The sequence below is a fragment of the Streptomyces sp. MUSC 14 genome (assembly GCF_001866675.1).
Taxonomy (GTDB): Bacteria; Actinomycetota; Actinomycetes; order Streptomycetales; family Streptomycetaceae; genus Streptomyces.
Genome location: NZ_MLYN01000038.1, coordinates 49145 through 74411, shown reverse-complemented (window position 1 = coordinate 74411; position 25267 = coordinate 49145). Strand labels below are relative to the sequence as shown.

Below are 25267 nucleotides of genomic sequence, written 5' to 3'. Positions count from 1 at the left end.
GGCAGGACCGGCTGTCGGGATCGAGGGGAGCGTGGGTGTGTCGTCGTCACGCATAGTGGACGCTTCGCCGTCCGTGCCGGCCACGCGACCCGCGACGGTGGTGCTGGACGGGTCCGGACTCGGGGTCGAGGACGTCGTACGCCTCGCCGACGGGAGCGCGCGGCCGGTCCCCGCGCCCGAGGCGATGCGGCGGGTGGAGGAATCCTGGAGCACCGCCCGGCGGCTCGCCGCCACCGGACGCGTCTACGGCCGCTCCACCGGCGTCGGCGCCAACCGGAACGAGGACGTGCCCGCCTCCGCGTCCTCCGCCTCCCTCGAACCGGGGGCACCCCCGCGGGCCGCCGCCGATCACGGCATGCGCCTGCTGCGCAGCCACGCCGGGGCGGTCGGTGCGGAACTCCCCGCCCGGCAGGTGCGCGCCGCCCTCGCCGTCCGCGCCAACCAGCTGCTGGCCGGCGGTGCCGGGCTGCGGCCGAGCGTGGTCACCGCGCTGTGCGAGGCGCTGGAGTCGGGCGCGTACCCGGTCGTCAACGAGTTCGGCTCGGTCGGCACCGGCGACATCGCGGGCCTGGCCCAGGTCGGCCTCGCGCTCGCCGGGGAACACCCGTGGCGGGGTGCGGGCGCCCCTGCCCCGCGGCGCCTCGACCACAACGACGCCCTCGCCCTCATCAGCAGCAACGCCCTGACCCTCGGCCAGTCCACGCTCGCCCTGCACGAACTGCGCGGGCTCGTCGGCGCCACCCAGGTCGTCGCCGCGCTGTCGCTGCTCGCCGTCGACGGCTCCCACGAGGCCTACGCCGCCCCCGTGCACGCCGCCCGCCCGGACCGGGGCAGCGCCGAGGCGGCCCGGCGGATGCGCGTGCTGATCGGCGCCGCCGACCGGCCCACCCCGCCGCTCGGCCGGATCCAGGACCCCTACGGCTTCCGCTGCCTGCCCCAGATCCACGGCCCCGCACACGACGCCGCCGACGCCCTGGAGCGGGTGCTGGACGTGGAGATCAACGCGGCCGCCGAGAACCCGCTCATCGTCCCCGAGGACCAGTCCGCCTACCACCACGGCGGCTTCTACGCGGCCCGACTCGCCCTCGCCCTCGACCACTTCAGGCTCGCCCTCACCCAGGTGGCCCGGCTGTCGACCTCCCGCCTGTCCACCCTCAACGAGCCCGCCTACACCCGGCTGCGGCCCTTCCTCGCCGACGCCGAACCGGCCGCCTCCGGCGTGATGATCCTGGAGTACGCGGCCGCCGCCGCCCTCGGTGACCTGCGTGCCTTTTCCGCGCCCGCCTCGCTCGGCCACGCTGTACTCTCCCGGGGCGTCGAGGAACAGGCGAGCTTCGCCTCGCTCGCCGCGCGGCAGACCCTGCGCGCGTGCGGTGCGTATCGTCTGGTGGTCGGCTGCGAACTCGTCGCCGCCGTCCGCGCGCTGCGCCTGCGCGACCTGCGGCCCGATCCGGGGCTGCCGGCCGGCCGGGCCTTCGCGCTCGCCGAGCCCGTCCTCGGCACCGACCCGGCCGACCGGCCGCTCACGGACGACGTGGCGGCGGCGGCCGCACTGCTCGACCGGTTCACGGACATCTGGAGGGGGAGCGCGTCATGAGCGTGGACAGGAGTACCGGCAAGGCCTTCACGGCGGCGTCCGACGGCGCGCCCGGCGCCCCGGACAGCCCCGCGGGCCGGCTGCAGGCCCTCTTCGAGGGGCACCGGCTCACCCCGACCCAGCGCCGGATCGCGCACAGCATGGTCCGCCGGGCCGCCGACGTGGCCTTCCTGTCCAGCGTGGAGCTGGCCGAACTGGCCGGGGTCAGCCAGCCGTCGGTGACCCGGTTCGCCGTCGCGCTCGGCTTCGACGGCTACCCGGCGCTGCGCCGGCATCTGCGCGAGGTCGTGCCCGCCGAACCGGCCGCCGAGGCGGGCGCGTTCAACGAGTACCAGCAGGCCGTCGAGGCCGAGATCGAGAACCTGCGGCACCTCGCCGACCTGCTCGCCGACCCGCGCCCGGTACAGAAGGCAGGCCGGGTCCTGGCCGCCTCCCGCCCGCTCCCGGTGCTGGGGCTGCGCGCGGCCGCCTCGCAGGCCTACGGCTTCTCGTACTTCGCGGCCAAGGTCCACCCGGACGTCCGGCTGCTCGACGAGGGCGGCACGATGCTCCAGGACCGCATCGACGCCGCCGTCCGCGCGGGCGCCTCCGCCCTGCTGTGCTTCGCGCTGCCCCGGCATCCGCGCGAGGTCGTCGACACCCTCGCCTACGCCAAGGACGTGGGGCTGACCACGGTCACGGTGGCCGACTCCGCGTTCGCGCCGGTCGCCAAGTACTCCGACCTCCTCCTGCCCGCCGCTGTCGGCACCGGGCTCGCCTTCGACACCGCGTGCGCGCCGATGCTGCTCGGCCGGGTGCTGCTGGAGGCGGTCTGCGACGACCTGCCGGAGGCACAGGCCCGGCTGGAGGAGTTCGACGCGAAGGCGGCGGTCCGGGGCCTGTTCGTGGAGTGACCCGCCTGCGGGCTCCCGGGGCGCTCTCAGGCTCGTCTCACGTTCACCCGTTAGCTTCCCTGCCGCATACAGGCGCTGTGGGAACTCGTGACACGGGAGGCGGACGTGGCGCGCGCAGGACGAGAGGGAAGAGAAGCACGCGGCGGACGCGGACTGGCCCGGGTGGCCGTCGTCGTACGGGCCGGGGCCGCACCGCTGTGGTGGTCCGGGGTGGTCGCGGCCGGGATCGGGGTGCTGCCGACCGGACTGACCGGACGCCGGATCGGGGTGCTGGCCGGGGCCGCGCTGTTCCTCGTGGCCGCGGCCGCCGTGCCGCTCGTGCGGCGGGGGCGGTACGACGTCCTCGCGCGCGGCGCGGCCCGCGCGGGCAAGTACGACGTGCTCCAGGACCGGGCGGTGACCGTGCGCGTCTGGCGCCGGGGCCATCGCTGGTGGCTGCTGCTCGCTCTCGCCCTGGCGCTGGGCTCGGCCTTCGTCCTCCCCGCGGCCGGCGGTCTGCTGCTCGCCGGGCTCGGTACCGGACTGCGGCTGAAGGCCGCCTGGATCGGGCGGCGCGAGCGGGCCGAGCAGACGCTGCTGTGGGTGCGCGTCGACCGGCTCGGCCCGCGCGGCGGGAATCCGGTGGGCAAGACCGTGACGGGCCTGCGCGGCACGGGCATCGCGGCCGGCGACGCGGCCCCGGGAGGAGCCCGCCGCCGTACCGCGGCGCTCGTCCAGGTCCGGCACCGCCGCCTGGGGGTCAGACCTCCAGTTGCTCCTCGATCCGCTTCAGCTGGTGCCGGGCCATCGCCAGGTTGGCCCGGGACGCGTCCAGGACCAGGTAGAGGAACAGGCCGTTGCCGCCGCGGCTCTTGAGCAGGCGGACCATGTGGTACTGGTCCGTCAGCGTGATCAGGATGTCCTCGATCTCGCCCTTGAGGCCGAGCATCTCCATCGTGCGCATCTTGGCGCGGATCACGTCGGTGTTGCCGGCGGCGGCGACGTTCAGGTCGAAGCTCTTGCCGCCGCCCATCGTGCCCAGCGCCATCCCGCTGGTGTAGTCGACGAGTGCGACGCCGGTGGCGCCCTCGATGGTGGTGAGGGCTTCCTTCAGCGCGGTCTCGGTGTTGGCCATGGTGGGTCCTCTCGGATCGTTCAACCGTCGGTTGCGGTGCGCACGTCGGCGCTCGGGGTGCGGGTGGTACGGGGGCGGGTCGGGGGTGCGGGGCTGACGGCGCCGAGCGCCCTGCGGGACGGGCGGCGGGCCCGGGCGGTGGCCTCGGCGGCGTCGAGCAGCTCCCCGATCCGGGCGCCGGCCCGGCGGCCCTCCAGGTGCAGCCGCCCGACGTTGACCCGGCCCTCGGCGAGCAGGGTCAGTACGGCGGTGCGGCCCGCGGCGTAGGTGGCGACGTAGCCGCCCTCGCCGCGCACGAGCAGCTCGCGGAAGCCGCCGTGTCCGGTGGCGTCGCTGACCCGGACGGCCACGCCGAGTGCGGCGGCGGTCAGCGCGGACAAGCCATCGGGGTCGACCCCGGGGGTGTCGTGGGCGACGACGAGTCCGTCGACGCCGGCGGCCAGGGCGCCGGTGAGCTGCGGCACCCGGGTACGCAGCCGGCGCAGCTCCTCCAGGACCGCCTGGAGGTCCTCCTCGGACAGCATCAGCTCTCTCCTCTTGGCGGGTCGGTGCTCGGCGGGCCGCTGCTCGGCGGGGCGGTGCCGTTCAAAGCGCCTCCAGCGCATCCCTGAGCCTCTTCAGCAGCGCGATGTCGGGGTCGGCGACCGGTGGTGGGTACGGCGGCACAGGGTCCGGGACCGCGCCGGGCGCCGCCGCGAGCCGGCCGGCCGCCGCGAGCCGGCGCACGTCGACCAGCGTGTGGAAGGCCTGTCGGCCCAGGTCCAGGGCGATCCCGGTGGCCGTGCGGACGCCGTCCACGCGGTCCAGGACCGTCCGCTGCCGGGGCGTGAGCGGCGCCGGCGCCGGCGGGTCGGCCCGGATCAGCGGGGCGCTGTCGGCGGCCGGGTCGGGCCACAGCCGGTGCAGCAGCAGCCGGCGGCGCAGCGTCTCGCGTTCCAGCGCGACGACCGGCACCGAGGGCAGCGGCCCGGGCCGGGGGGTGTGGTCGTAGCGGAACCGGCCCGGGGTGCTGCTCGGGGCCAGCGCGAAGTACCCGGCGTCGTACAGCGCGTCCAGGTGGCACAGCTCCAGCGCGCCGACGGGCAACAGCCCTGACTCCAGCAGGAGTTCGGCGGTCTGGGGCGGGCTCGTGGTGCGCGCGGCGGCCTGCTGCCAGGCGGCGGTGGCGAGGGTGCCGTGGGCCGTGAGGAGCACGCCGAGGCCCGGGGAGCAGGGGCTCTCGGCGTGCACCACCCGGCCCTCGGCGAGGTGCAGGACGCCGTGCTCGCGCACCAGGACGCCGGTGGCGCGCTCCTCGGCCAGCCGGGTCAGCATCGGCGACAGGGCCCGGCCGGCCGCCTTGTCGCGCACCGGCAGCGGAGGTATGTGCGTCACGGTCATCCCAGCACCAGCCGGGCGGCCATCTCGCCGAGGCGGATCCGGGCGAGCGCGAGGTTGCCGTCCTCGCGGCCGAGCCACAGGTGCAGGAAGACGGTGCTGTCGAAGGACGTGTCGAGGAACCGCAGCAGGTGGTAGCTGTCGCGGTTGCTGACGATCATGTCCTCGACGGGTGGCCGCCCGTCGTCGGCGCCGTCGCCGTGGAGGGCGAACGCGCCGTGCTCGGCGGCCATCCGGGCCAGCTCGGCGGCCTCGGCGGCGGTCGTCTCGTGATCGCCGCCGGGCGCCTCGCCGACCGTGCCGAGCGCCAGTCCGCTCGTCCAGTCCACGAGCGCGGCGCCCCGCGCACCGGGCAACCGCATCGCTTCCAGCAGGCACTCGTCGATTCCGGGCACCGTGGCTCCCCTCCCGCCTGGGACTCCGGCTGAGTGACGTCGACACTACGCACCGTGCGCGCTGCGGGTGAGGCCTTTGGCATTTTCCAGTGGAACATGCGTCCGGCGTACTAGTGTGGGTCAACTGACCTCTGTGACGGGCGAGTTGATCCAGTTGTGCGCGGGGGAGCGGGTGCGCGTCAACGGCTCCCGGGCGTCCCCAGCGTGGTGAGCGCGTCCGTGTGCGCCCCTCCGGACTCCGCCACCACCTCGGCGACGGTCTGCGGCTCCCGTACGACCGCGAAGGTGACGCCTCCCGCACCGTCCGGCGCGAAGCCGTAGACGCCGGGCCGGGCGAGGGAGTTGTAGGCGTAGTGGTGGGCGAAGTAGTACGCGCCCGTGTCCAGCGCCGCCGCGTGGTCGCCCTGCTCCAGCGCGGGCAGCGCGCGCCTCTCGGCGAGCAGGTCACCCGAGAAACAGGCCGGCCCGGCCACGTCCTGCACCACCTCCGGCCCCTGCTTGGGGCGCCCCTTGGCGTCGTACGCGGCGATCCTGAGCGGCCACGCCTCGGGCGCGTACACCGTCCGTGTCGCCACCTGCACGCCCGCGTGCGTCACCGCGATCCGCCGTCCGCCCGCGCTCTTGGCGTACTCCACCCGCGCCACCACCGTCCCGTGCCGGGCCATGAGCGAGCGCCCGAACTCGGTCACCAGCCCGTAGCGCCCGTCGAACAGCCCCGGCACCTGATCGGCCAGCACGCGCGCGTACTGCGCGTACGTCGGCGCTGCCGCCTCCGAGGCGAAGTCCACGGACAGCCCGCCGCCGATGTCGAGCGTGTCGACCTGCCGCCGTCCGGCACGCGCGTTGACCTCCTCCGCGAGCGCGTGGGCCTCCGCCACGCCCCGCGCCAGCAGCGGCAGCGGAATGCCCTGCGAGCCGGTGTGCGCGTGCAGCCGGGTCAGCCACGGCCGCGCCAGGAACGCCCGCACGACCCACTCGCGCGCCCCCTCGTCGCGCAGGGGCACCCCGAACTTCGAGGTCGCCGTCGCCGTGGACGTCGCCCGGATCGAGCCGCCGCCGAGCTGCGGGTTGACCCGGAGGCCCAGCGGGGAGCGGGTGGACCCCGTGTGGACGAGTGCGTCCAGCCGGTCCAGCTCCTGCGGGTTGTCGGCGTTCACGGCGATGCCGAGGGCCAGCGCCTCGCGCAGTTCGGCCGGGGTCTTCGCGGGCGCGTCCAGCACCGTCCGCTCCGCCGGTACCCCGGCCGCCCGCGCCAGCGCCAGCTCGCCGGGGCTCGCCACCTCCGCGCCGAGCCCCGCCTCGCGCAGCAGCCGCAGCACCGGCACCAGCGGGGTGGCCTTCACCGCGAAGGCGTGCAGCACCGGCGTGCCGGGCGGTACGGCCGTGTCGAACGCCGCCCGCAGCGCCGCCGCCGACCGCCGGATCCCGGTCACGTCCAGCAGCCCCACCACGGCCGCGTCCGGACCGAGCAGCCCCTGCTCCACGGCCGCGCGCACCGCCTCGTCCCGCCGGGCGGCGCGCTCCCGCGCCTCGGCGTCCGCATCCTCCCGCTCCACGGCGTCTCCCCTCAGGCCGGCCTCAGGTGCTTCCAGCCAAACACCGACGGCGCGTGAACGCGCTCCCCCCGATGTATTGACTAGTTCTATTCAGGAAGCCAGGATGTGAATAGACATAGCAACAGGAGGAGGCAGACGATGTCGGGACCCCGCCCCGTACGAGCCCCGCGCGGCACGGAACTCAGTGCCCTGGGATGGCAGCAGGAAGCCGCCCTGCGGATGCTCCAGAACAACCTCGACCCCGAGGTCGCCGAGCACCCCGACAAGCTCGTCGTCTACGGCGGCACCGGCAAGGCCGCCCGTGACTGGCGCTCCTTCGACGCGATGGTCCGCACCCTGAGGACCCTCAAGCAGGACGAGACCATGCTGGTCCAGTCCGGCCGCCCGGTCGGTGTCATGCAGACCCACGAGTGGGCCCCGCGCGTCCTCATCGCCAACTCCAACCTGGTCGGCGACTGGGCCAACTGGGAGGAGTTCCGCCGCCTGGAGGCCCTCGGCCTGACCATGTACGGCCAGATGACCGCCGGCTCCTGGATCTACATCGGCACCCAGGGCATCCTCCAGGGCACCTACGAGACCTTCGCCGCCGTCGCCGCGAAGAAGTTCGGCGGCACCCTCGCCGGCACGATCACCCTCACCGCCGGCCTCGGCGGCATGGGCGGCGCCCAGCCGCTCGCCGTGACCATGAACGACGGCGTCGCGATCTGTATCGACTGCGACCCGCGCGCCATCGAGCGCCGCATCGAGCACCGCTACCTGGACGTGAAGGCCGACTCCCTCGACCACGCCCTCCAGCTCGCCACCGAGGCCCGCGACGCCCGCCGCCCGCTCTCCGTCGGCGTCCTCGGCAACGCCGCCGAGCTGGTCCCGCAGCTGCTCGCGATGAACGCCCCCATCGACATCGTCACCGACCAGACCTCCGCCCACGACCCGCTGTCGTACCTGCCGGTGGGCGTGGCCTTCGAGGACATGGCCGACGCCGCCGCCAAGGACCCGGCCGGCTTCACCACGCGTGCGCGTGAGTCCATGGCGAAGCACGTCGAGGCCATGGTCGGCTTCATGGACGCCGGCGCCGAGGTCTTCGACTACGGCAACTCCATCCGCGGCGAGGCCCAACTCGCCGGGTACGACCGCGCGTTCGCCTTCCCCGGCTTCGTCCCCGCCTACATCCGCCCCCTCTTCTGCGAGGGCAAGGGCCCCTTCCGCTGGGCCGCGCTGTCCGGCGACCCGGCCGACATCGCCAAGACCGACAAGGCGATCCTGGAGCTGTTCCCGGAGAACGAGTCCCTGGCCCGCTGGATCACGATGGCCCGCGAGCGCGTCCACTTCCAGGGCCTGCCCGCGCGCATCTGCTGGCTCGGCTACGGCGAGCGCGACAAGGCCGGCGAGCGCTTCAACGACATGGTCGCCTCCGGCGAGCTGGCCGCCCCACTGGCCATCGGCCGCGACCACCTTGACTGCGGCTCCGTGGCCTCGCCGTACCGCGAGACCGAGGCCATGCTCGACGGCTCCGACGCCATCGCCGACTGGCCGCTGCTGAACGCCATGGTCAACGTCGCCTCCGGCGCCTCCTGGGTCTCCATCCACCACGGTGGCGGCGTGGGCATGGGCCGGTCCATCCACGCCGGGCAGGTCAGCGTGGCCGACGGCACGAAGCTCGCCGGCGAGAAGATCCGCCGCGTGCTCACCAACGACCCGGGCATGGGCGTCATCCGGCACGTGGACGCCGGGTACGACATCGCCGAGTCGGTCGCGGCCGAGCGGGGGGTCCGGGTGCCGATGCGTGAGGGTGACGGCGCGTGACCCAGCGCTCTGCCGCGCCCCAGCCGGTACGGGCCGACGACGCACCGTCCGTCGGCCCCGCCGGCCACCGCACGCCCTCCTTCCAGGAGATGTGGCGTGAGCTCCTCCCCGTCGGCCGGCACTCCGACTCCGGTGGCTACCGGCGGTACGCCTGGACCGGCGCCGACGCCGAGTGCCGGGCCTGGTTCAAGGAGCAGGCCGAGGCACGCGGGCTGGCCTACGAGGTCGACCGGAACGGGAACCAGTGGGCCTGGCTCGGGGACCCCACGGCCGGGGACGCCGTCGTCACCGGCTCGCATCTCGACTCCGTGCCGGACGGCGGGGCCTTCGACGGGCCCCTCGGGGTCGTGTCCTCCTTCGCCGCGCTCGATGAACTGCGCGGCCGGGGAGCGCGGTTCGACAAGCCCCTGGCCATCGTCAACTTCGGGGACGAGGAGGGCGCCCGGTTCGGGCTCGCCTGCGTCGGGTCGCGGCTGACCGCCAGGCAGCTGACCGTCGAGCAGGCGCACCGGCTGACCGACGCGGACGGGGTCACGCTCCCGCGCGCCATGGAGGCCGCCGGGTACGACCCCGGGGCCATCGGGGCCGACCCCGAGCGGCTGGCCCGGATCGGCGCCTTCGTCGAGCTGCACGTCGAACAGGGCCGCGCGCTGGACCTGTCCGGTGACCGGGTCGGCATCGCCAGTGCCATCTGGCCGCACGGACGCTGGCGGTTCGACTTCCGGGGCGAGGCCAACCACGCCGGCACCACCCGGCTGGTGGACCGGCGCGACCCGATGCTGTCCTACGCCGAGACCGTGCTCGCCGCGCGCCGGGAGGCCGCGCTCGCCGGTGCCGTGGCCACCTTCGGGAAGATCTCCGTCGAGCCCAACGGGGTCAACGCCATCCCCTCCCTCGTGCGCGGCTGGCTCGACTCCCGCGCCGCCGACCAGGACACCCTGGACACGGTGGTCGGCGGCATCGAGAAGGCGGCCCGGGAGTACGCGGACGCCCACGGCATCGACCTCGACGTCGTCCGGGAGTCCTTCACCCCCGTCGTCGAGTTCGACCACGCCCTGCGCGACGAACTCGGCCGCCTCCTCGGCAAGGACAGCGGCCTGACCGTGCCCGTCCTCGGGACCGGCGCCGGACACGACGCCGGAATCCTCTCCGGGAGCATTCCGACCGCCATGCTGTTCGTGCGCAACCCCACCGGGGTCTCGCACTCCCCGGCCGAGTCCGCCGCCGAGGACGACTGCCTGGCCGGGGTGCACGCGCTCGCCGACGTACTGGAAGGGCTGGCCCGCACGTGACCAAGGCGACCTACTGGCTGGAGCACGCCTGGCTCGACACCACCGTCGAGCCGGGCGTCGCCCTGGACGTGGCGGGCGGGCGGATCACCGCCGTCCGCACCGGTGTCACCGCCCCGCCGCCCGGCGCCGAGGTGCTGCGCGGCCTGACCCTGCCCGGCCTGGCCAACGCCCACAGCCACGCCTTCCACCGGGCGCTGCGCGGCACCGTCCAGGTCGGCAGCGGCACCTTCTGGACCTGGCGCGAGGTGATGTACTCCGTCGCCGACCGGCTGAACCCGGAGACCTACCACGCGCTCGCCCGCGCGGTGTACGCCGAGATGGCCCTCGCCGGCGTCACGGCGGTCGGCGAGTTCCACTACGTGCACCACGCGCCCGGCGGCACCCCCTACGCGGACCCCAACGCCATGGGTGAGGCGCTGATCGCGGCCGCCGCCGAGGCCGGTATCCGCATCACCCTCCTCGACACCTGCTACCTGTCCTCCGGTTTCGGCAAGGCCCCCGACGCGCATCAGCTCCGGTTCTCCGACGGCAGCGCGGAGGCCTGGGCCGAACGCTGTGCAGTTCTCAAGGAACGGGATCACGCGCGGATCGGGGCGGCCGTCCACTCCGTACGGGCCGTGCCCGCCGGGCAGTTGGCGACCGTGGCCGGATGGGCCGAGGAGCGGCGGGCCCCGCTGCACGTGCACCTGTCGGAGCAGACCGCCGAGAACGACGCCTGCCAGGCCGCCCACGGCTGCACGCCCACCCGGCTGCTCGCCGACCACGGCGTCCTCGGACCGCGCACCACCGGGGTGCACAACACCCACCTCACGGACGCGGACATCGCGCTGCTCGGGGACTCGCGGACCGGCACCTGCATGTGCCCGACGACCGAGCGCGACCTGGCCGACGGCATCGGCCCGGCCGTCGCCCTCCAGCGGGCGGGCTCCCCGCTCTCGCTCGGCTCCGACAGCCACGCCGTCATCGACCTGCTCGAAGAGGCGCGCGCGATGGAGCTGAACGAGCGGCTGCGCACCCGCACCCGGGGCCACTGGACCGCGAACTCCCTGCTGCGGGCCGCCACCGCCGACGGCCACGCCGCCCTCGGCTGGGACGAGGCCGGCACGCTGGAGGCGGGCGCCCTCGCCGACTTCACGACGATCGCCCTCGACTCGGTCAGAACAGCGGGCCCGCTGCCCCGGCTGGGCGCCGAGACGGCCGTATTCGCGGCGACCGGGGCGGACGTACGGCATACGGTCGTGGGCGGGCGGCAGGTCGTACGCGACGGGGCGCACACCCTCGTACCCGACGTTCCGCAGGCCCTCGCGCGGGCAGTCGAAGCCCTCCGCTCCTGACCACCACCCACGAGGACACCATGAGCAGCAGCACCGTCATCACCAACATCGCCACGCTGGTCACCAACGACCCCTCCCTCGGTGACGGCTCCCCTCTGGGCCTGGTCCAGGACGCGGCCGTCGTCATCGACGGCGACCGCGTCGTGTGGACCGGTGAATCCAGCAAAGCACCCGCCACTGACAATCGCGTCGACGCGGGCGGCCGGGCGGTGCTGCCGGGCTTCGTGGACTCGCACTCCCACCTGGTCTTCGCGGGCGACCGCACCCAGGAGTTCAACGCCCGCATGTCCGGCCGCTCCTACACGGCGGGCGGCATCCGCACCACCGTCGCGGCCACCCGGGCGGCGAGCGACGCGGACCTGGAGGCGAACCTGACCCACTACCTGGCGGAGGCGCTCCGCCAGGGCACCACCACCTTCGAGACGAAGTCGGGCTACGGCCTCACGGTCGAGGACGAGTCCCGTGCCCTGCGCATCGCCGCGCGGCACACCGACGAGGTGACGTACCTCGGCGCGCACATCGTCTCCCCCGACTACGCCGACGACCCCGCCGCCTATGTCGCCCTGGTCACCGGCGAGATGCTGGACGCCTGCGCCCCGCACGCCCGCTGGATCGACGTGTTCTGCGAGAAGGGCGCCTTCGACGGCGACCAGGCCCGCGCGATCCTCACCGCCGGCCGGGCGAAGGGCCTGCACCTCCGCATCCACGCCAACCAGCTCTCCTACGGCCCCGGCGTCCAGCTCGCCGTCGAACTCGACGCGGCCAGCGCCGACCACTGCACGCACCTCACCGACGCGGACGTCGACGCCCTCGCGAACAGCTCCACGGTCGCCACCCTCCTGCCCGGCGCGGAGTTCTCCACGCGCGCGCAGTGGCCGGACGCCCGCCGTCTCCTCGACGCCGGTGCGACGGTCGCCCTGTCCACGGACTGCAATCCGGGCTCGTCCTTCACCTCCTCCGTCCCCTTCTGCATCGCCCTGGCCGTCCGCGACATGCGGATGACCCCGGACGAGGCGGTCTGGTCGGCCACGGCGGGCGGCGCGGCGGCCCTGCGCCGCACCGACGTCGGCCGCCTCACCCCGGGCGCCCGCGCCGACCTGACCCTCCTGGACGCTCCGAGCCACGTCCACCTCGCCTACCGGCCGGGCGTGCCCCTGGTCAGCGGGGTGTGGCGGCGGGGGGAGCGGGTGGTCTGAACGGCCCGCGCCGACCGCGGAGTTCAGGCGGCCCCCGCCCGCCAGCGCTGCTCGTCGCCCCCGTCCAGCGGGTCCAGGGAGACGTCGTGGCGGCCGTCGGGGGTCACCGCCGTGTCCGGGGCGATGGCCGGGCGGATCGTGCCGTCGGGGGTGACGGTGAAGCGGAGGTTGTCGCCGTTGCGGCCGTAGACCGAGTCGCAGGTCCAGACGCCGACGCCCCGGTCGGTCGCGCCCCGGCTGTCCAGGCAGAACGAGTCGTCGGCCGCCGAACGGAGCACACCCAGGCCGGTGTCCACGCGCCAGCGCTGGGTCGGGGAGTCGGAGCAGGGGGCCGTGACGACGTCGTTGCCCTGCTCCGGGTCGCCGTCGCGGATGTCCAGACAGCGGCCCGTGGCGAGGTTCACCACCTGGGCCGACGACGTTCTCGGGGGTGTAGGCGAGGGCGTGGGACGCGCAGTGGGTGCCGGAGCCGGTGTGGTCGGGTCGGCGGAAGTCGCGCTGGGGGACGGGGAGTTCGCGGAGGGTGACGGGGACGCGGACGGCGACGGGCGCGGGGACGGGGAGACCGTCGCCGTCACGGTCACCGGGGGAGGGGGCGGGGTCGCCGCCGCCGGTTCCTGCCTTCGGGGGCGGTCCGGGGCGAGCAGGAGGACCAGGAGCGGGATCAGGGCCACGCCCAGGGCCGCCGAGGTCAGCAGGGCGCGGCGCCCGGCGGGCCAGGTCACTCCGGGCCGGACGGCGGGCGGGCCGGCGGTGGCCGTCGGCTCCTCGGTGCGCAGGTATGCCGTGCCGTTCCAGGGCAGCAGGCCCTCCACCAGGGTCTGCCGGGGTGTGTCCCGCAGGGCCCGCAGGTCCTCGTAGGCGGCCGTGCAGTGCGGGCAGTGCGCCCGGTGGGCGTCCAGGTCGGCGCTGCGGCGCGGGCCGTCCGGCCGTACCGCCTCCTCGATCAGCCGGCGGAAGTCGGCGCAGCTCGGATCGTCGGAGGCGGCCAGACGCAGGCGCAGGCAGGCCCGGGACAGGGAGGTGAGGGCCTGCGGGGTGCCGTACGTCACGTCCGCGCGGCTCAGGCCGAGGAAGGCGGCGGTGCGCTCCTGCGGCTCCTGTTCCACCACGCCGTACCAGAGCAGGCCCTGGGCGCGGGTGGGCAGCGAGCGGAACGCCGGGAGGAGGGGCGGCACGGGGCCGTCGGGCAGGCCGGAGGCGTTCCGTACGAGCAGCAGGCCGGGGTCGACGCCCGTGGAGCGCTCGTCGTGCGCCCAGGCCGCCGCCAGCCGGGCGGTCAGCAGCAGGAGGCGGTGGCGCAGCGGGACGGCCGGGTCGACGCCGCGTGCCGTCTCGCGGGCCGCCGTGGTGAAGGTCTCGGCCGCCAGCCGGCGGGCGGCGGACTCGCCCGCCGCGCACAGCCGGGCGTAGGCCAGGACCGCCGGGTGGTGCCGTCGGCGCAGTTCCTGCAACGCGGGGTACGCCGTGGGGGTGGGGGTGCGGAGCAGTTCGGCGAGGCGCGAGTCCGGGGCGTCTGCCAAGTCCCCGTCCGGCACGGGCCCTTCCGGCGCGGACCGTTCCGGCACGCCGCCTTCCGGTACGGCCCTGTCCGGCCCGGCCCCGCCCGCCGCGTCCTCGGCGCCGTCCCCCTGAGCCATCGTCCCGCCTCCTCGCGACGCCGGGCGGCCGCGCCCTTGCGGCCCCCGTCCGACCTACCGGCCGGTTTGTGGGCCCATGGTGGTGGAGGGGGACGGACGGGAAAAGAGGTTTCCCTGGGTAACCGGATAACGGTTGGGGGCACACAGGGCACCCGGCCCGCACATGCGTCACCCGCCCGCACATGCCGCAGCAGCCCGGGGCCGGTGCGGGCCGGCGGCCGGGCCGCTGCTGCGGCGATGTCACCCCGGAACGGCGTCGCGGAGGCGCGGGGTGGTGGTCGCGGAGCTCACTCCTCGACCGTCAGCCCCTTGCGCAGGCGCACCAGTGTGCGGGAGAGCAGCCGGGACACATGCATCTGGGAGATGCCGAGTTCGTCACCGATCTCCGACTGGGTCATGTTCGCCACGAAGCGCAGCGAGAGGATCTTCCGGTCCCGGGAGGGGAGTTCGGCGATCAGCGGCTTGAGGGACTCGACGTACTCGATGCCCTCCAGCCCGTGGTCCTCGTACCCGATCCGGTCCGCCAGCGCGCCCTCGGTCTCGTCCTCCTCGGGCTGGGCGTCCAGCGAGGAGGCGGTGTAGGCGTTCGAGGCGGCCATGCCCTCGACGACCTCGTCCTCGCTGAGGCCGAGCCGCTCGGCCAGCTCCGCGACCGTGGGGGAGCGGTCCAGTTTCTGGGCCAGCTCGTCCCCGGCCTTGGCCAGGTCGAGGCGGAGTTCCTGCAGCCGGCGCGGGACGCGCACGGACCACGACGTGTCACGGAAGAACCGCTTGATCTCGCCGATGATCGTCGGCATCGCGAAGGTGGGGAACTCCACCCCGCGCGACAGCTCGAACCGGTCGATCGCCTTGATCAGCCCGATCGTGCCGACCTGGATGATGTCCTCCATCGGCTCGCTGCGGGAGCGGAAGCGCGAGGCCGAGAACTTGACGAGCGCGAGGTTCAGCTCGACGAGGGTGTTGCGGACGTACGCGTACTCGTGCGTCCCTTCCTCCAGCGTCGCGAGACGCTCGAAGAGGGTCTTGGACAGAGCCCGCGCGTCGACCGGGCCGATCTCGTCGTACGGGGGGATCTCCGGGAGTCCCTCGACGGGGTCGAGGGGGTCGATGGTCCGGTCCAGCTGTTCCGGTGGGGGTGTCGACGTCGCGGACTGGGTATGCGATGCGTCGAGCCGGGGTGACATGGTGTCCTCCATCGTTCTCGGCATATGGCTGCCGATGCCGTGCGTGCACTGCGGAGTGCGGCGCCTCCAAAGCCGACGTGGGCCCGTCGCGGCCCGGTGGGGTTTGTGTCCTTACTAGCCCTACCGGCTTCCGTGAGGCGATCGCAAGTGCGTTCCGTTCGCATATGTCCGAATATGTGAGGTTGTTCAGGTGTCGGAGTGCGTTCGGAAGGCGTAATGTTCGAGGGCATCAGCGGCCACGACCTCGGGAGAGAGAACGGCATGGACCACGGGATGGTCGGCAGCGCACAGTCGGGCCGGCTCCTGGTGGAGGTGCGGGAAGAGGGCTCCAGTGCCGTCGTCCAGCCGGCGGGTGAGCTTGACCACCACACCGCCGATCTGCTGCGCGAGCCCCTCGACCACCTTCTGGCCAAGGGCTTCTCACGCCTTGTCGTGGACTGCACGCGCCTGGAGTTCTGTGACTCCACGGGCCTGAACGTCCTGCTCGGCGCCCGGCTGAAGGCCGAGGCCGCCGGTGGCGGGGTCCATCTGGCGGGGATGCGGCCCGTGGTGGCCCGCGTGTTCGAGATCACGGGAGCCGAAGCGGTCTTCACCGTGCACGACTCCGTGGCCGCGGCCCTGGCGCCCGGCGCCGACTGAGCCCGCCGCCCCGCTCTCCCCGCCTTTCGTGCCCTTCCTGTCCTGCTCGTCCTGTCCGCGCTCCCGCCCGCCGCTCCGGCGGAGGGCGTTCGGGCCCCGCGCACCCCTTGTGGCGAAATCGGGGGGTGTTCCGCCGGATCGGCCGGGCAGGAGAGGGCAGGAGGAGGCAGGAGGGGGCGGAATTGGTCGCGGGAGTGGGCAGAAGTAAGCAGGAGTGGGCAGGTGGCGGCCGGTCGGTGCGGACCGCTGTCGGCCTTTGAAACGTGAACTGGTGGATCGGTGAGGTGAAGCGCTGATGAGCACCACCCGGCCTTGCTCGCCGGGCGACCGCGGCCCGGAGGCCAGCGGCGCTTCCGGGGCGTCCGAGGAGGGTGCGCCGAGCACGGACGCGCCCGTGGGGGCGGCAGCCGCGCCGGCGGCCACGGGCATGCCCGCGCAGACGGAGCCGGACGCGCCGTCCGGGGACGCCGGCGGCGGGCAGGGCGCCGGCGGGCGGCAGACCCGCAGGCTGACCCTGGAGGGCGAGAGCGGGGTCGTCCCGCTCGCCCGCGACTTCACGCGCCAGGCGCTGTACGCGTGGGGCTGGCTGCCCGCCGCCACCGCCGACCAGCGCGCCGCCGCCGAGGACGTGCTGCTCGTCGTCTCCGAGCTGGTCACCAACGCCTGCCTGCACGCCGAGGGCCCCGACGAGCTCGTCCTCGTCCGCGACGACAAGGCGATCCGGCTGGAGGTGTCCGACCGCGGCACCGGCCAGCCGGCCCCGCGCACCCCGCACCGGGCCGGCCGCCCGGGTGGCCACGGGATGTTCATCGTGCAGCGGCTCTGCCTGGACTGGGGGGTCGTCCGGACCCCGGGGCGGGCGGGGAAGACGGTGTGGGCGGAGCTGGGCGCTCCGCTGTAGGCCCCGCGCCCCGTGGGGGTGCTCCCCTTCAGGGCGTTCGCATCGTCACAGATCCTCCCCGCACCGTCTCTTCCTTCCTCACGCGCCCCGGCGTACCTTGACGGCCCATCTGATGAACCGTCAGGAATGGGGTGGACCGATCGTGTCGTACCCGAAACGAACCGCGGCACTCGCGTCCGCCGCGGCCCTCGCCGGGTCGGTGGTGCTGCTGGCGGCGCCCGCCGCCCATGCCGATGTCGTCGACGTCAACTACCGCTGTCAGACCCCGATCGGGGTCAAGAGCGCCGTCTCGCCCATCAACATGACGGGCGTCAAGAGCGGCAACGACTACAAGATCACGATGTCCTGGCAGAAGGGCGTCTCCTCCAGCCCGGTCGAGCTGGGCAAGGGGGCGATGACCCCGAGCGCCACCATCCGGCTGGGCGGCGCCGACAGCGGCTCGCTCCCGGTCAGCGGGCCCCCCAACGCGGCCGCGATCCCCGCCAACACTCCCATCAAGATCAGTGACTTGAGCGGGACGTACACACCGAACAAGACCGGCAAGGTCACCTTCACACCGGGCACGCTCACCATCAAGGCGCTCGGCACGACGACGACCTGCACGCCGACCAACAGCCCGGGGCCGGGCCTGACCCTGGACGTGACGGCGGCCGGCGGTTCGACCGGGTCGTCCTCCGGCGGATCGTCCTCGGCCGGGTCGTCCTCGTCGTCGTCCTCGGGCGGCACCTCCGCCGCCGGACAGCTCCCGCAGACCGGCCCCGAGGACTCGGCGGTCGCCCTCGGCACGCTCGGCGCCACGGTGTTCCTCGCCGGTGCGGCCGGCACGTTGTGGCTGACCCGCCGCGGGCAGTCCGTACGCCGCTGACCCCGGTCGAGCCCTACGCCGCCGCCCCTGGCCACCGCTGGAGCCGCCCATGCCGTCCGCCGTCCGCGCCCTGACCCGCCCGCTGCCCCTGGCCGCCGGCCTGCTGCTCGCCGTGCTGGGCGCGGCGCCGCCCGCGGCCGCCACGGACCCGGGCTGGTCCGTCGCGCCCGTCGGCGGCGGCCGGCCGTCCTTCTACGCCGAGGGCACGCCCGGTACGGTCCTGCAGGACGCGGTGTCCGTCACCAACTCCGGGCGCGCGCCGCTCGACGTCCGGTTCTCCGGCACCGGCCCGCGGACCGTGTTCGCCCGGCCGGCGCTGCGCGTCCCCGCCCGTACCCGTGCCGAGGTGCCCTTCACGGTGACCGTACCGGCCGGGGACGCACCCGGTGTCCGCTCCGGCGCCGTCGTCGTACGGGACGCCAAGGGGCGCACCGTGAGCGTGCCGGTCCGGCTCCGGGTCGGCGGTCCGACGCTCGCCGCGCTGACCGTCGAGCACCTTGCCGTACACGCCCACAGCATCACGTACGACCTGGTCAACCGTGGTACGACCGTGCTCGTGCCGACCCTCGCGGTGCGCGCGGACGGGGTGTTCGGCCGGGTCCTGGACCGCGCCTCGCGCGCCCTTCCGCTCCGGGTGCGCCCCGGCGCGCGGGTACGGCTCACCGAGCCCTGGCCGGACCCGCCCGCGCTGGACGCCGTCGACGTACGGCTGACGGTCACGGCGCCGGGCGGCGCGCGCGACACGGCGGCCGCGTCGGCCCGGTTCGTGCCGTGGACGCCGGTGACGGGGGCGGGCGGCGTCGCGCTGGCCGGGGCGGGCGCGCTGTTCGCCGTACGCCGCAGGCGGGGGCGGGAACCGGTGGACGTACCGCAGGGGTCCGCCGAACTCCCGGGCCCTGCCCTTGAGTTGACGGAAGGCGCGGTGAAGTGAGCGGACATGTGAGACTTCCGCGGCGGCCGGCGGGCGCGACGGTGCTCGCGCTGCTCCTGCTCTGCCTGGCCCTCCCCCTCGCCGCCCCGGCGCACGCGGCGGACGGCCCGACGGTGAAACTGTCCACGACCCAGGCCGGCACCGGCGGCTCGGTCACCGCCGGCGGTACGGGCTGGCGGCCGAACGCGCTGCTGATGCTGCTGGTGTGCGGCCGCGCCACACCCGCCCGGGGCGTGATCGGCGGCACCAACTCCTGTGCCAACGGCGACGGCCGGGCCGTGACCACCGACGCGCAGGGCGCCTTCAGCAAGAAGCTCCCGGTCGCCGAACCACCCGTGCCCTGCCCCTGTGTGGTGCACGTGGCCACGGTCACCGGGACGCAGGCGACGGCGGACGCGGTCCTGGAGGTCGCCGGCCATCCGGTCGCTCCGCTGCCCGCCGAGCCGTCCGGCGGCCGGCTGGCGATCCTGTCGGACACCCGGCTGACCGGTTCGAGCGGCCTGCTGACCTGGTTCGGGGCGCCGCCCGGCCGCAGCCTCGTCTTCACGATCGGCAACACCGGCACGAGCGCGATCAAGGACCCGGTGTTCCAGGTCGGCTCCGCACACGGCGTCTTCGCGCCGCAGTGGGACGACCGGCAGTGGCAGGGCACCCTGGCGCCCGGTAAGAAGGCGCAGGTCAAGCTGCCCGTCGAGCTGACGGCCGGCGCCCACGGCGACTACACCGTGTCCCTGAAGTACGACGGCAAGGTGCTCGCCGAGCAGCCGTGGGGCGTGGGGCGGCCCTGGGGCGTGAGCCTCTTCTGGCTGCTGCTCTGTCTCGTGGTCCCGGCCGCGCTGTTCCGGATCGGCATGGCCGTCGTGGACCGGGTACGGCCCCGCCGGCCCGGCGGCGCCCACCGCACCCGCGGCGTGCGCCTGCCCGACCTGCGCCTGCCGCTGCCCCGCTCCCGGACCGGCACCGGCACCGGCTCCGAAGATCCGCCCCCCTCGACCCCGACCCTGCCGTGGTTCGCCCCGGGCTCCGTCCCGGGCGGCCCGGCCGGCCGGCTCTCCGCACCGCACACCGACAGCCCGACGAGTCCTACGACTCCCACCACGAAGGGACCCACGTGAGCATCCGAAGGAGAGGTACGGCCGCGGGCGCCGCGCTGGCGCTGTGCGGTGCGGGCGTCCTGCTGGGCATCGCCGCGACCCCCGCGCAGGCGGCCGAGGTGTCGTTCGCCACCCACTGCGTGCCGCCCGCGGGGATCACCCCCGTCGACGGCACCACCAAGGTCGAGATCACCGCGCCGGCGACCGCGAAGGTCGGCGACACGGTGGACGTCGTGTGGAAGTTCGTCCAGGCCGCGTCGAAGAACCCGGACATCATCGACCTGCCCGCGAACTCGGTCCAGCCGTCCGGGGTGCTGAAGGCGGCCGGCGCGCAGAGCGCCGACATCGCCATGCAGGGCCCGCGGCAGAACCCCGCGATCCCCAAGGGCGGCGACATGGTGCTGTCCGACATGAAGGGCAGCCTGAAACTGACGACGGCCGGCGAGGTGACGCTGACGCCGGACGCCTACACCGTCAACGCGATGTCGACCGACACCAAGTGCACACCCAAGGAGACCGTCCAGAAGGCGGCGACGATCCAGGTGACGGGCGCCGGCGGCGGCGGCACCCCCACGACGACCCCCACCACGACCCCCACCACGACGCCGACCCAGACCCCGACGGCCACGGCCACGGCCACGCCCACGGCCACGTCCACCGGCGGGACCGGCGGTCAGACCGACTTCACCGGCAAGGAGGTGCAGATCCCGTACGCCTGCAAGACCCCGATCGGCGACAAGAGCGCGACCTCGCCGGTGCAGGTCAACGCCAAGAAGGACGGCGGGAACTTCGACCTCACCGTGCAGTTCAAGAAGTCCGTGATGGACAGCCCCGCCGACATCCCGGCGAACTCCGTCAAGCCGTCCATGGAGGTGGTGCTGGGCGGCGCCGACAAGGGCACGGTGCACGTGGAGGGGCCGATGAACGCAAGCCCCATCAAGTCCGGCGACCCGATCACCATCCCGGACCTCACCGGCACCTACAAGCCGGGCGCGAGCGGCAGTTCGACGCTGTCCCCGGGCGTGCTCACGGTCAAGGCGCTCGGTACGACCACGACCTGCACGCCGACCAGGAGCGAGGTCTCGCTCACGCTGGACACCAGCCAGCAGCCGGGCGGCGCGTCCGGCGGCACTTCCACCGGCGGCGGCACGAGCGGCACCACCGGCGGCTCCGGCAGCGGCTCCGGCGGCCTCGCTGACACCGGAGCGAGCGACCACGGCGCCCTGAAGGCCCTGGGCCTGGTGGCCGGCACGGCGATCCTGCTGGGCGGCGCGGTGTTCACGTTCATGCCGGGACGCCGGACACGCTGACCTGACCGTTCCGAGAACGCCGAAGAGGGCCACCGCGTCCAGCGACGCGATGGCCCTCTTCAGCGGGACCGCTGCACGGAACTGCGTCAGTGCACGTTGCCCATCATCTTGTTGACCTTCTTGCGGTACATCCACACCGCCACACCGGCGAGCACGGCGAGCACGGCCTCCAGGGCGACGAAGCCCTGCTTGTCGAGGTTGACGCCGCCGACGGCCGGGTTCGAGAGCAGCGCGGTGATCGAGTCGCCCGCGGTGACCGCGAGGAACCAGACACCCATCATCTGGGAGGCGTACTTCTTCGGCGCCATCTTCGTCGTCACCGACAGACCGACCGGCGACAGCGTCAGCTCACCGATGGTCTGCACGAAGTAGATACCGACGATCCACATCGCGGCGGCCTTGTGACCGCCCTCGGCGATGGACAGCGGGGCGAGGAAGACGAAGAAGGAGACACCGATCAGCACCAGACCGGACGCGAACTTCACGATCGTGCTCGGCTCCTTGCCGCGCCGGTTCAGCCACAGCCACAGCCAGGCGAAGACCGGCGCCAGCGCCATGATCATGACCGGGTTGACCGACTGGTACCAGGAGACCGGGAAGCCCCAGCCGAAGACCGTGTTGTTGGCCGAGCTGCTCGCGAACAGCGACAGGGTCGAACCACCCTGGTCGTAGATCATCCAGAAGACGGCGGCGGCGACGAAGAACCAGATGTACGCCGACACCTTCGACTTCTCGTCCCCGTCCAGGTCCTTGTCCCGGAGGATGCGGGCGATGACCAGGATCGGCACGATCAGACCGATGATCGTGAGCGGGATCAGCGCCCAGTTCAGCGTGAAGTGACCGGTGCCGCCGACGACACCGTAGAAGACGGCCGCGACGGCCAGCCACATCAGGCCCTTGCGCAGGGTCGCGGACTTCTCCTGGGCGGTCAGCGGGGTCGGGACCTCGCTGCTCTTCTCGCTCAGGTGACGGCCGCCGAGCAGGTACTGGGCCAGACCCAGCGCCATGCCGAGCGCGGCGAGCGCGAAGCCCAGGTGCCAGTTGACGTTCTCGCCGACCGTGCCGATGACCAGCGGCGCGACGAAGGCACCGACGTTGATGCCGATGTAGAAGAGCGTGAAGCCACCGTCACGGCGGGGGTCGTCGGCGCCCTTGTAGAGGTGGCCGACCATCGTGGAGATGTTGGCCTTCAGCAGACCGGAACCGATGGCGACCAGGCCCAGGCCGACGAAGAAGCTGGCGGCGACGGGCAGTGCCAGGCACAGGTGGCCGAGCATGATGATCAGGCCCGCGACGGCGACCGTCTTGCGGGGGCCGAGCACGCGGTCGGCGAACCAGCCGCCGGGCAGGGCGAGCAGGTACACGAGCGACACGTACACCGAGTAGATGGCGGTCGCCGTGCCCGCGCTCAGGTGGAGGCCACCCGGGGCCACCAGGTACAGCGGGAGCAGGGCCCTCATGCCGTAGTAGGAGAAACGCTCCCACATCTCGGTCATGAAGAGGGTGGCCAGGCCGCGGGGGTGGCCGAAGAAGGTCTTCTCGGAGCCGGGGGTGCCCGGGCGGACCGAGTCCTTCGTCAGGCTGGACGCCATGGTCGTTCCTTGCTGGTCGGGACGCGCGAGGCGGAGCGTTGCGCGCCCGGTGGGGGTGCGGCCGGCACCGGCGAGGTCGGTCGTCCACCCCCACGCCCAGGGGGAGTCCGTCTCCGGATCACGGAAGCGGCGGACGGCGACCACCGGGATCCACGCCCCGACGCGACGATGCGTCCGGGGCCCGGCCAGAGGTCATTCCTTTCAAGGCCGGCAGTTGCCAGCCCGTACACAAAAGAGACCTTCAGCGTCAGATGCCCGCCAAAGGTCCCCGGATGTACTACAGGCGTTCACGTCACTGTACGGCAGGACACTGCCGGATATGGAAGGACTTGAGACGCGGATCACAGGTGTCGAGGGAACCGCGGGAACGGTTTCGAAGGTCCCCTCTAAGATCGCATCTCCGGACCCATGGTCCGAACCGCCGGTTCGGCAAGGTAAGAGTTCCGGGAAGCGATCACACCCCAGCGAGGCGCGCGGGCGGTCTACCATCACCTCTATGACCCGTGTACTGCTCGCCGAGGACGACGCGTCCATCTCGGAGCCGCTGGCCCGCGCCCTACGCCGCGAAGGTTACGAGGTCGAGGTGCGCGAGGACGGCCCCACCGCGCTCGACGCCGGAATGCAGGGCGGTGTCGATCTGGTCGTACTGGACCTGGGGCTGCCCGGCATGGACGGCCTGGAGGTCGCCCGCCGGCTGCGGGCCGACGGCCACACCGTGCCGATCCTCATCCTGACCGCGCGGGCCGACGAGGTGGACACCGTCGTCGGCCTGGACGCGGGCGCCGACGACTACGTCACCAAGCCCTTCCGGCTCGCCGAACTGCTCGCCCGGGTGCGGGCCCTGCTGCGCCGCGGCGCGGCCGAGCCCCAGCAGCCGCCGGCCACCCACGGTGTGCGGATCGACGTCGAGTCGCACCGCGCGTGGATGGGCGACGAGGAACTCCAGCTCACCGCCAAGGAGTTCGACCTGCTGCGGGTGCTGGTGCGCGACGCCGGCCGGGTCGTGACCCGCGACCAGCTGATGCGCGAGGTCTGGGACACCACGTGGTGGTCGTCCACCAAGACCCTCGACATGCACATCTCCTGGCTGCGCAAGAAGCTCGGCGACGACGCGGCGAACCCTCGCTACATCGCCACGGTCCGCGGCGTGGGCTTCCGCTTCGAGAAGAGCTGAGCCCCGCCGGGGGGCCGCGGTCACCCCGGGCCGATCACCTCAGGTAACGGAACATGCGCCGACGTCTCATCCAGTCCACCCTCGCCGTCGTCCTCGTGGTGATCGCCGTCTTCGGCGTCTCCCTGGTGATCGTCGAGTCCCGGACGATCAGCAACAGTGCCCAGGAGCGGGTGGACTCCGAGGCGGTGCGGCTGGCCAGCATCGTGGACAGCCGGATCCTCGCCGCGGAGAACGTCAACGCGGACGTGTTGCGCAATCCGGTCAGCAAGGAGCAGTACGCGGTCATCCGCCTGCCCGGACAGCCCCCGATCGAGATCGGCACCAAGCCGCAGGGTGATGTGATCCACGCCACCCAGCACGGTGAGGAGGGCGAGACGGTCACCGTGCAGGAGCCGCGCTCCGCGGTGACCCGGGAGGTCGGCCGCACCCTGCTGATCATCGGGCTGGTCGCGCTGCTCGCCGTCGTCGCCGCCGTCCTGCTCGCCATCCGCCAGGCCAACAAGCTCTCGTCCCCGCTGACCGACCTCGCCGAGACCGCCGAGCGCCTCGGCTCCGGCGACCCGCGCCCGCGGCACAAGCGCTACGGCGTCCCCGAGCTGGACCGGGTCGCCGATGTGCTGGACTCCTCCGCCGAGCGGATCGGGCGGATGCTGACCGCCGAGCGGCGGCTGGCCGCGGACGCCTCCCACCAGCTGCGCACCCCGCTGACCGCGCTCTCGATGCGGCTGGAGGAGATCACCCTCACGGATGACCCGGACATCGTGAAGGAAGAGGCGAACGTCGCGCTCACCCAGGTCGAGCGGCTCACGGACGTGGTCGAGCGGCTGCTGACGAACTCCCGCGACCCGCGCACCGGCTCCGCCGTCACCTTCGACCTGGACGAGGTCATCCAGCAGCAGCTCGCCGAGTGGCGGCCCGCCTACCGCAGCGCAGGGCGGGCCATCGTCAGCTCCGGCAAACGCCATCTCCAGGCCGTCGGCACGCCGGGCGCGGTCGCGCAGGTGCTGGCCGCGCTGATCGAGAACTCCCTCATGCACGGTGGCGGCACGGTCGCGCTGCGTACCCGGGTCACCGGCAACCAGGCCGTGGTCGAGGTGACCGACGAGGGCCCCGGCGTCCCGGCCGACCTCGGCGCGCGCATTTTCGAGCGCACGATCAGCGGCCGCAACTCCACGGGGATCGGCCTGGCCGTCGCCCGCGACCTCGCGGAGGCCGACGGCGGCCGGCTGGAGCTCCTCCAGACCGCCCCGCCGGTCTTCGGCCTGTTCCTCTCCCGCACCCCGCCGGCCCGCAAGGCGGACGAGAGCCAGCCGACGGTCCGCTGAGGGCAAGAAGAGCCGAGGCGCGGAAGAGCTGAGGCACAGAAAAGTGGGCCCCCGG

At 73.7% G+C, this 25267-nt stretch carries 22 protein-coding genes and 1 pseudogene; 15 read left to right on the top strand and 8 right to left on the bottom strand.

Annotated features, from left to right (window positions below; genetic code table 11):
* Window positions 1-37: 37 nt before the first annotated feature.
* The 3 genes and pseudogenes from BIV25_RS24960 to BIV25_RS47580 form a co-directional block, all read left to right on the top strand.
* Window positions 38-1597 carry an aromatic amino acid ammonia-lyase gene (locus tag BIV25_RS24960; protein ID WP_071374648.1) on the top strand — a complete coding sequence of 520 codons (1560 nt, stop codon included), beginning with the start codon at window positions 38-40 and terminating at the stop codon, window positions 1595-1597.
* Window positions 1594-2490 (top strand): MurR/RpiR family transcriptional regulator, encoded by an 897-nt coding sequence (locus BIV25_RS24955; RefSeq protein ID WP_256256039.1) that lies wholly within the window; start codon window positions 1594-1596, stop codon window positions 2488-2490. The genes BIV25_RS24960 and BIV25_RS24955 overlap by 4 nt, the downstream gene beginning before the upstream one ends.
* 162 nt (window positions 2491-2652) lie before the next feature.
* Window positions 2653-3204 (top strand): annotated as a pseudogene (locus tag BIV25_RS47580) (hypothetical protein); the annotation flags it as partial.
* Window positions 3205-3229: 25 nt separating this feature from the next.
* Here BIV25_RS47580 and BIV25_RS24950 read toward each other — a convergent pair.
* From BIV25_RS24950 to BIV25_RS24930, 5 genes are all read right to left on the bottom strand, one after another.
* Window positions 3230-3604 carry a hypothetical protein gene (locus tag BIV25_RS24950; protein ID WP_071374647.1) on the bottom strand — a complete coding sequence of 125 codons (375 nt, stop codon included), beginning with the start codon at window positions 3602-3604 and terminating at the stop codon, window positions 3230-3232.
* A 20-nt stretch (window positions 3605-3624) separates the two neighbouring features.
* A complete protein-coding gene (locus tag BIV25_RS24945) occupies window positions 3625-4128 on the bottom strand; it encodes a roadblock/LC7 domain-containing protein (protein ID WP_071374646.1) in 504 nt (167 codons plus the stop codon).
* Between the two features lie 61 nt (window positions 4129-4189).
* Window positions 4190-4984 (bottom strand): hypothetical protein, encoded by a 795-nt coding sequence (locus tag BIV25_RS24940; RefSeq protein ID WP_071374645.1) that lies wholly within the window; start codon window positions 4982-4984, stop codon window positions 4190-4192.
* Window positions 4981-5376 carry a hypothetical protein gene (locus BIV25_RS24935; RefSeq protein WP_071374644.1) on the bottom strand — a complete coding sequence of 132 codons (396 nt, stop codon included), beginning with the start codon at window positions 5374-5376 and terminating at the stop codon, window positions 4981-4983. The genes BIV25_RS24940 and BIV25_RS24935 overlap by 4 nt, the downstream gene beginning before the upstream one ends.
* Window positions 5377-5555: 179 nt before the next feature.
* Window positions 5556-6932 (bottom strand): diaminopimelate decarboxylase, encoded by a 1377-nt coding sequence (locus BIV25_RS24930; protein ID WP_071374643.1) that lies wholly within the window; start codon window positions 6930-6932, stop codon window positions 5556-5558.
* 138 nt (window positions 6933-7070) lie between these two features.
* On the opposite strand from BIV25_RS24930, the gene hutU reads away from it, so the two are divergent.
* From hutU to hutI, 4 genes are all read left to right on the top strand, one after another.
* Window positions 7071-8735: a urocanate hydratase gene (gene hutU, locus BIV25_RS24925; RefSeq protein WP_071374642.1), complete on the top strand. Its 1665-nt coding sequence runs from the start codon at window positions 7071-7073 to the stop codon at window positions 8733-8735.
* Window positions 8736-8824: 89 nt separating this feature from the next.
* Window positions 8825-10027 (top strand): allantoate amidohydrolase, encoded by a 1203-nt coding sequence (locus tag BIV25_RS24920; RefSeq protein WP_071374750.1) that lies wholly within the window; start codon window positions 8825-8827, stop codon window positions 10025-10027.
* On the top strand, window positions 10024-11361 hold the full coding sequence (locus BIV25_RS24915; protein ID WP_071374641.1) for a formimidoylglutamate deiminase: 1338 nt from the start codon (window positions 10024-10026) through the stop codon (window positions 11359-11361). The genes BIV25_RS24920 and BIV25_RS24915 overlap by 4 nt, the downstream gene beginning before the upstream one ends.
* Before the next feature lie 20 nt (window positions 11362-11381).
* Entirely contained in the window at window positions 11382-12557 is a 1176-nt protein-coding gene (gene hutI, locus BIV25_RS24910; RefSeq protein WP_071374640.1) for an imidazolonepropionase, read from the top strand.
* Window positions 12558-12580: 23 nt separating this feature from the next.
* Here the strand turns inward: hutI and BIV25_RS24905 are convergent, their stop codons facing one another.
* Window positions 12581-14197 carry an RICIN domain-containing protein gene (locus BIV25_RS24905; RefSeq protein WP_079176873.1) on the bottom strand — a complete coding sequence of 539 codons (1617 nt, stop codon included), beginning with the start codon at window positions 14195-14197 and terminating at the stop codon, window positions 12581-12583.
* Window positions 14198-14484: 287 nt separating this feature from the next.
* The gene (locus BIV25_RS24900) at window positions 14485-15393 is read right to left on the bottom strand and encodes an RNA polymerase sigma factor SigF (RefSeq protein WP_071374639.1); all 909 of its coding nucleotides are present in this window, start codon (window positions 15391-15393) and stop codon (window positions 14485-14487) included.
* Window positions 15394-15642: 249 nt separating this feature from the next.
* On the opposite strand from BIV25_RS24900, the gene BIV25_RS24895 reads away from it, so the two are divergent.
* The 6 genes from BIV25_RS24895 (at window position 15643) to BIV25_RS24870 (ending at window position 21121) form a co-directional block, all read left to right on the top strand.
* On the top strand, window positions 15643-16020 hold the full coding sequence (locus BIV25_RS24895; RefSeq protein ID WP_071374748.1) for an STAS domain-containing protein: 378 nt from the start codon (window positions 15643-15645) through the stop codon (window positions 16018-16020).
* Window positions 16021-16315: 295 nt separating this feature from the next.
* Entirely contained in the window at window positions 16316-16921 is a 606-nt protein-coding gene (locus tag BIV25_RS24890) for an ATP-binding protein (RefSeq protein ID WP_071374638.1), read from the top strand.
* Between the two features lie 142 nt (window positions 16922-17063).
* Window positions 17064-17786 (top strand): LPXTG cell wall anchor domain-containing protein, encoded by a 723-nt coding sequence (locus tag BIV25_RS24885; RefSeq protein ID WP_177235410.1) that lies wholly within the window; start codon window positions 17064-17066, stop codon window positions 17784-17786.
* A gap of 49 nt (window positions 17787-17835) precedes the next feature.
* Window positions 17836-18717, top strand: a complete 882-nt coding sequence (locus BIV25_RS24880) for a hypothetical protein (protein WP_071374636.1) — start codon at window positions 17836-17838, stop codon at window positions 18715-18717.
* An 8-nt stretch (window positions 18718-18725) separates the two neighbouring features.
* Window positions 18726-19832, top strand: a complete 1107-nt coding sequence (locus BIV25_RS24875) for a hypothetical protein (RefSeq protein WP_256256038.1) — start codon at window positions 18726-18728, stop codon at window positions 19830-19832.
* Complete coding sequence (locus BIV25_RS24870) at window positions 19829-21121, top strand: hypothetical protein (RefSeq protein WP_071374634.1); 1293 nt, start codon at window positions 19829-19831, stop codon at window positions 21119-21121. Before BIV25_RS24875 ends, BIV25_RS24870 begins: the two co-directional genes overlap by 4 nt.
* An 86-nt stretch (window positions 21122-21207) precedes the next feature.
* On the opposite strand, the gene BIV25_RS24865 is transcribed toward BIV25_RS24870, so the two are convergent.
* Window positions 21208-22713 (bottom strand): peptide MFS transporter, encoded by a 1506-nt coding sequence (locus BIV25_RS24865; RefSeq protein ID WP_071374747.1) that lies wholly within the window; start codon window positions 22711-22713, stop codon window positions 21208-21210.
* 496 nt (window positions 22714-23209) lie between these two features.
* Here BIV25_RS24865 and BIV25_RS24860 point away from each other — a divergent pair, with 496 nt between their 5' ends.
* Together BIV25_RS24860 and BIV25_RS24855 are read left to right on the top strand one after the other, a co-directional pair.
* Window positions 23210-23887: a response regulator transcription factor gene (locus BIV25_RS24860; protein WP_020940464.1), complete on the top strand. Its 678-nt coding sequence runs from the start codon at window positions 23210-23212 to the stop codon at window positions 23885-23887.
* A gap of 53 nt (window positions 23888-23940) precedes the next feature.
* Window positions 23941-25212 (top strand): ATP-binding protein, encoded by a 1272-nt coding sequence (locus tag BIV25_RS24855; RefSeq protein WP_071374633.1) that lies wholly within the window; start codon window positions 23941-23943, stop codon window positions 25210-25212.
* The last annotated feature ends 55 nt before the right edge of the window (window positions 25213-25267 follow it).

What these genes read in the sequence shown, in the direction of transcription:
- BIV25_RS24955 (WP_256256039.1), top strand. Translation starts at nt 1,594, where the DNA reads ATGAGCGTGGACAGGAGTACCGGCAAGGCCTTCACGGCGGCGTCCGAC.
- BIV25_RS24950 (WP_071374647.1), bottom strand. Translation starts at nt 3,604, where the DNA reads ATGGCCAACACCGAGACCGCGCTGAAGGAAGCCCTCACCACCATCGAG.
- BIV25_RS24945 (WP_071374646.1), bottom strand. Translation starts at nt 4,128, where the DNA reads ATGCTGTCCGAGGAGGACCTCCAGGCGGTCCTGGAGGAGCTGCGCCGG.
- BIV25_RS24940 (WP_071374645.1), bottom strand. Translation starts at nt 4,984, where the DNA reads ATGACCGTGACGCACATACCTCCGCTGCCGGTGCGCGACAAGGCGGCC.
- hutU (WP_071374642.1), top strand. Translation starts at nt 7,071, where the DNA reads ATGTCGGGACCCCGCCCCGTACGAGCCCCGCGCGGCACGGAACTCAGT.
- BIV25_RS24920 (WP_071374750.1), top strand. Translation starts at nt 8,825, where the DNA reads ATGTGGCGTGAGCTCCTCCCCGTCGGCCGGCACTCCGACTCCGGTGGC.
- hutI (WP_071374640.1), top strand. Translation starts at nt 11,382, where the DNA reads ATGAGCAGCAGCACCGTCATCACCAACATCGCCACGCTGGTCACCAAC.
- BIV25_RS24905 (WP_079176873.1), bottom strand. Translation starts at nt 14,197, where the DNA reads ATGGCTCAGGGGGACGGCGCCGAGGACGCGGCGGGCGGGGCCGGGCCG.
- BIV25_RS24900 (WP_071374639.1), bottom strand. Translation starts at nt 15,393, where the DNA reads ATGGAGGACACCATGTCACCCCGGCTCGACGCATCGCATACCCAGTCC.
- BIV25_RS24895 (WP_071374748.1), top strand. Translation starts at nt 15,643, where the DNA reads ATGGACCACGGGATGGTCGGCAGCGCACAGTCGGGCCGGCTCCTGGTG.
- BIV25_RS24890 (WP_071374638.1), top strand. Translation starts at nt 16,316, where the DNA reads ATGAGCACCACCCGGCCTTGCTCGCCGGGCGACCGCGGCCCGGAGGCC.
- BIV25_RS24880 (WP_071374636.1), top strand. Translation starts at nt 17,836, where the DNA reads ATGCCGTCCGCCGTCCGCGCCCTGACCCGCCCGCTGCCCCTGGCCGCC.
- BIV25_RS24865 (WP_071374747.1), bottom strand. Translation starts at nt 22,713, where the DNA reads ATGGCGTCCAGCCTGACGAAGGACTCGGTCCGCCCGGGCACCCCCGGC.
- BIV25_RS24860 (WP_020940464.1), top strand. Translation starts at nt 23,210, where the DNA reads ATGACCCGTGTACTGCTCGCCGAGGACGACGCGTCCATCTCGGAGCCG.
- BIV25_RS24855 (WP_071374633.1), top strand. Translation starts at nt 23,941, where the DNA reads ATGCGCCGACGTCTCATCCAGTCCACCCTCGCCGTCGTCCTCGTGGTG.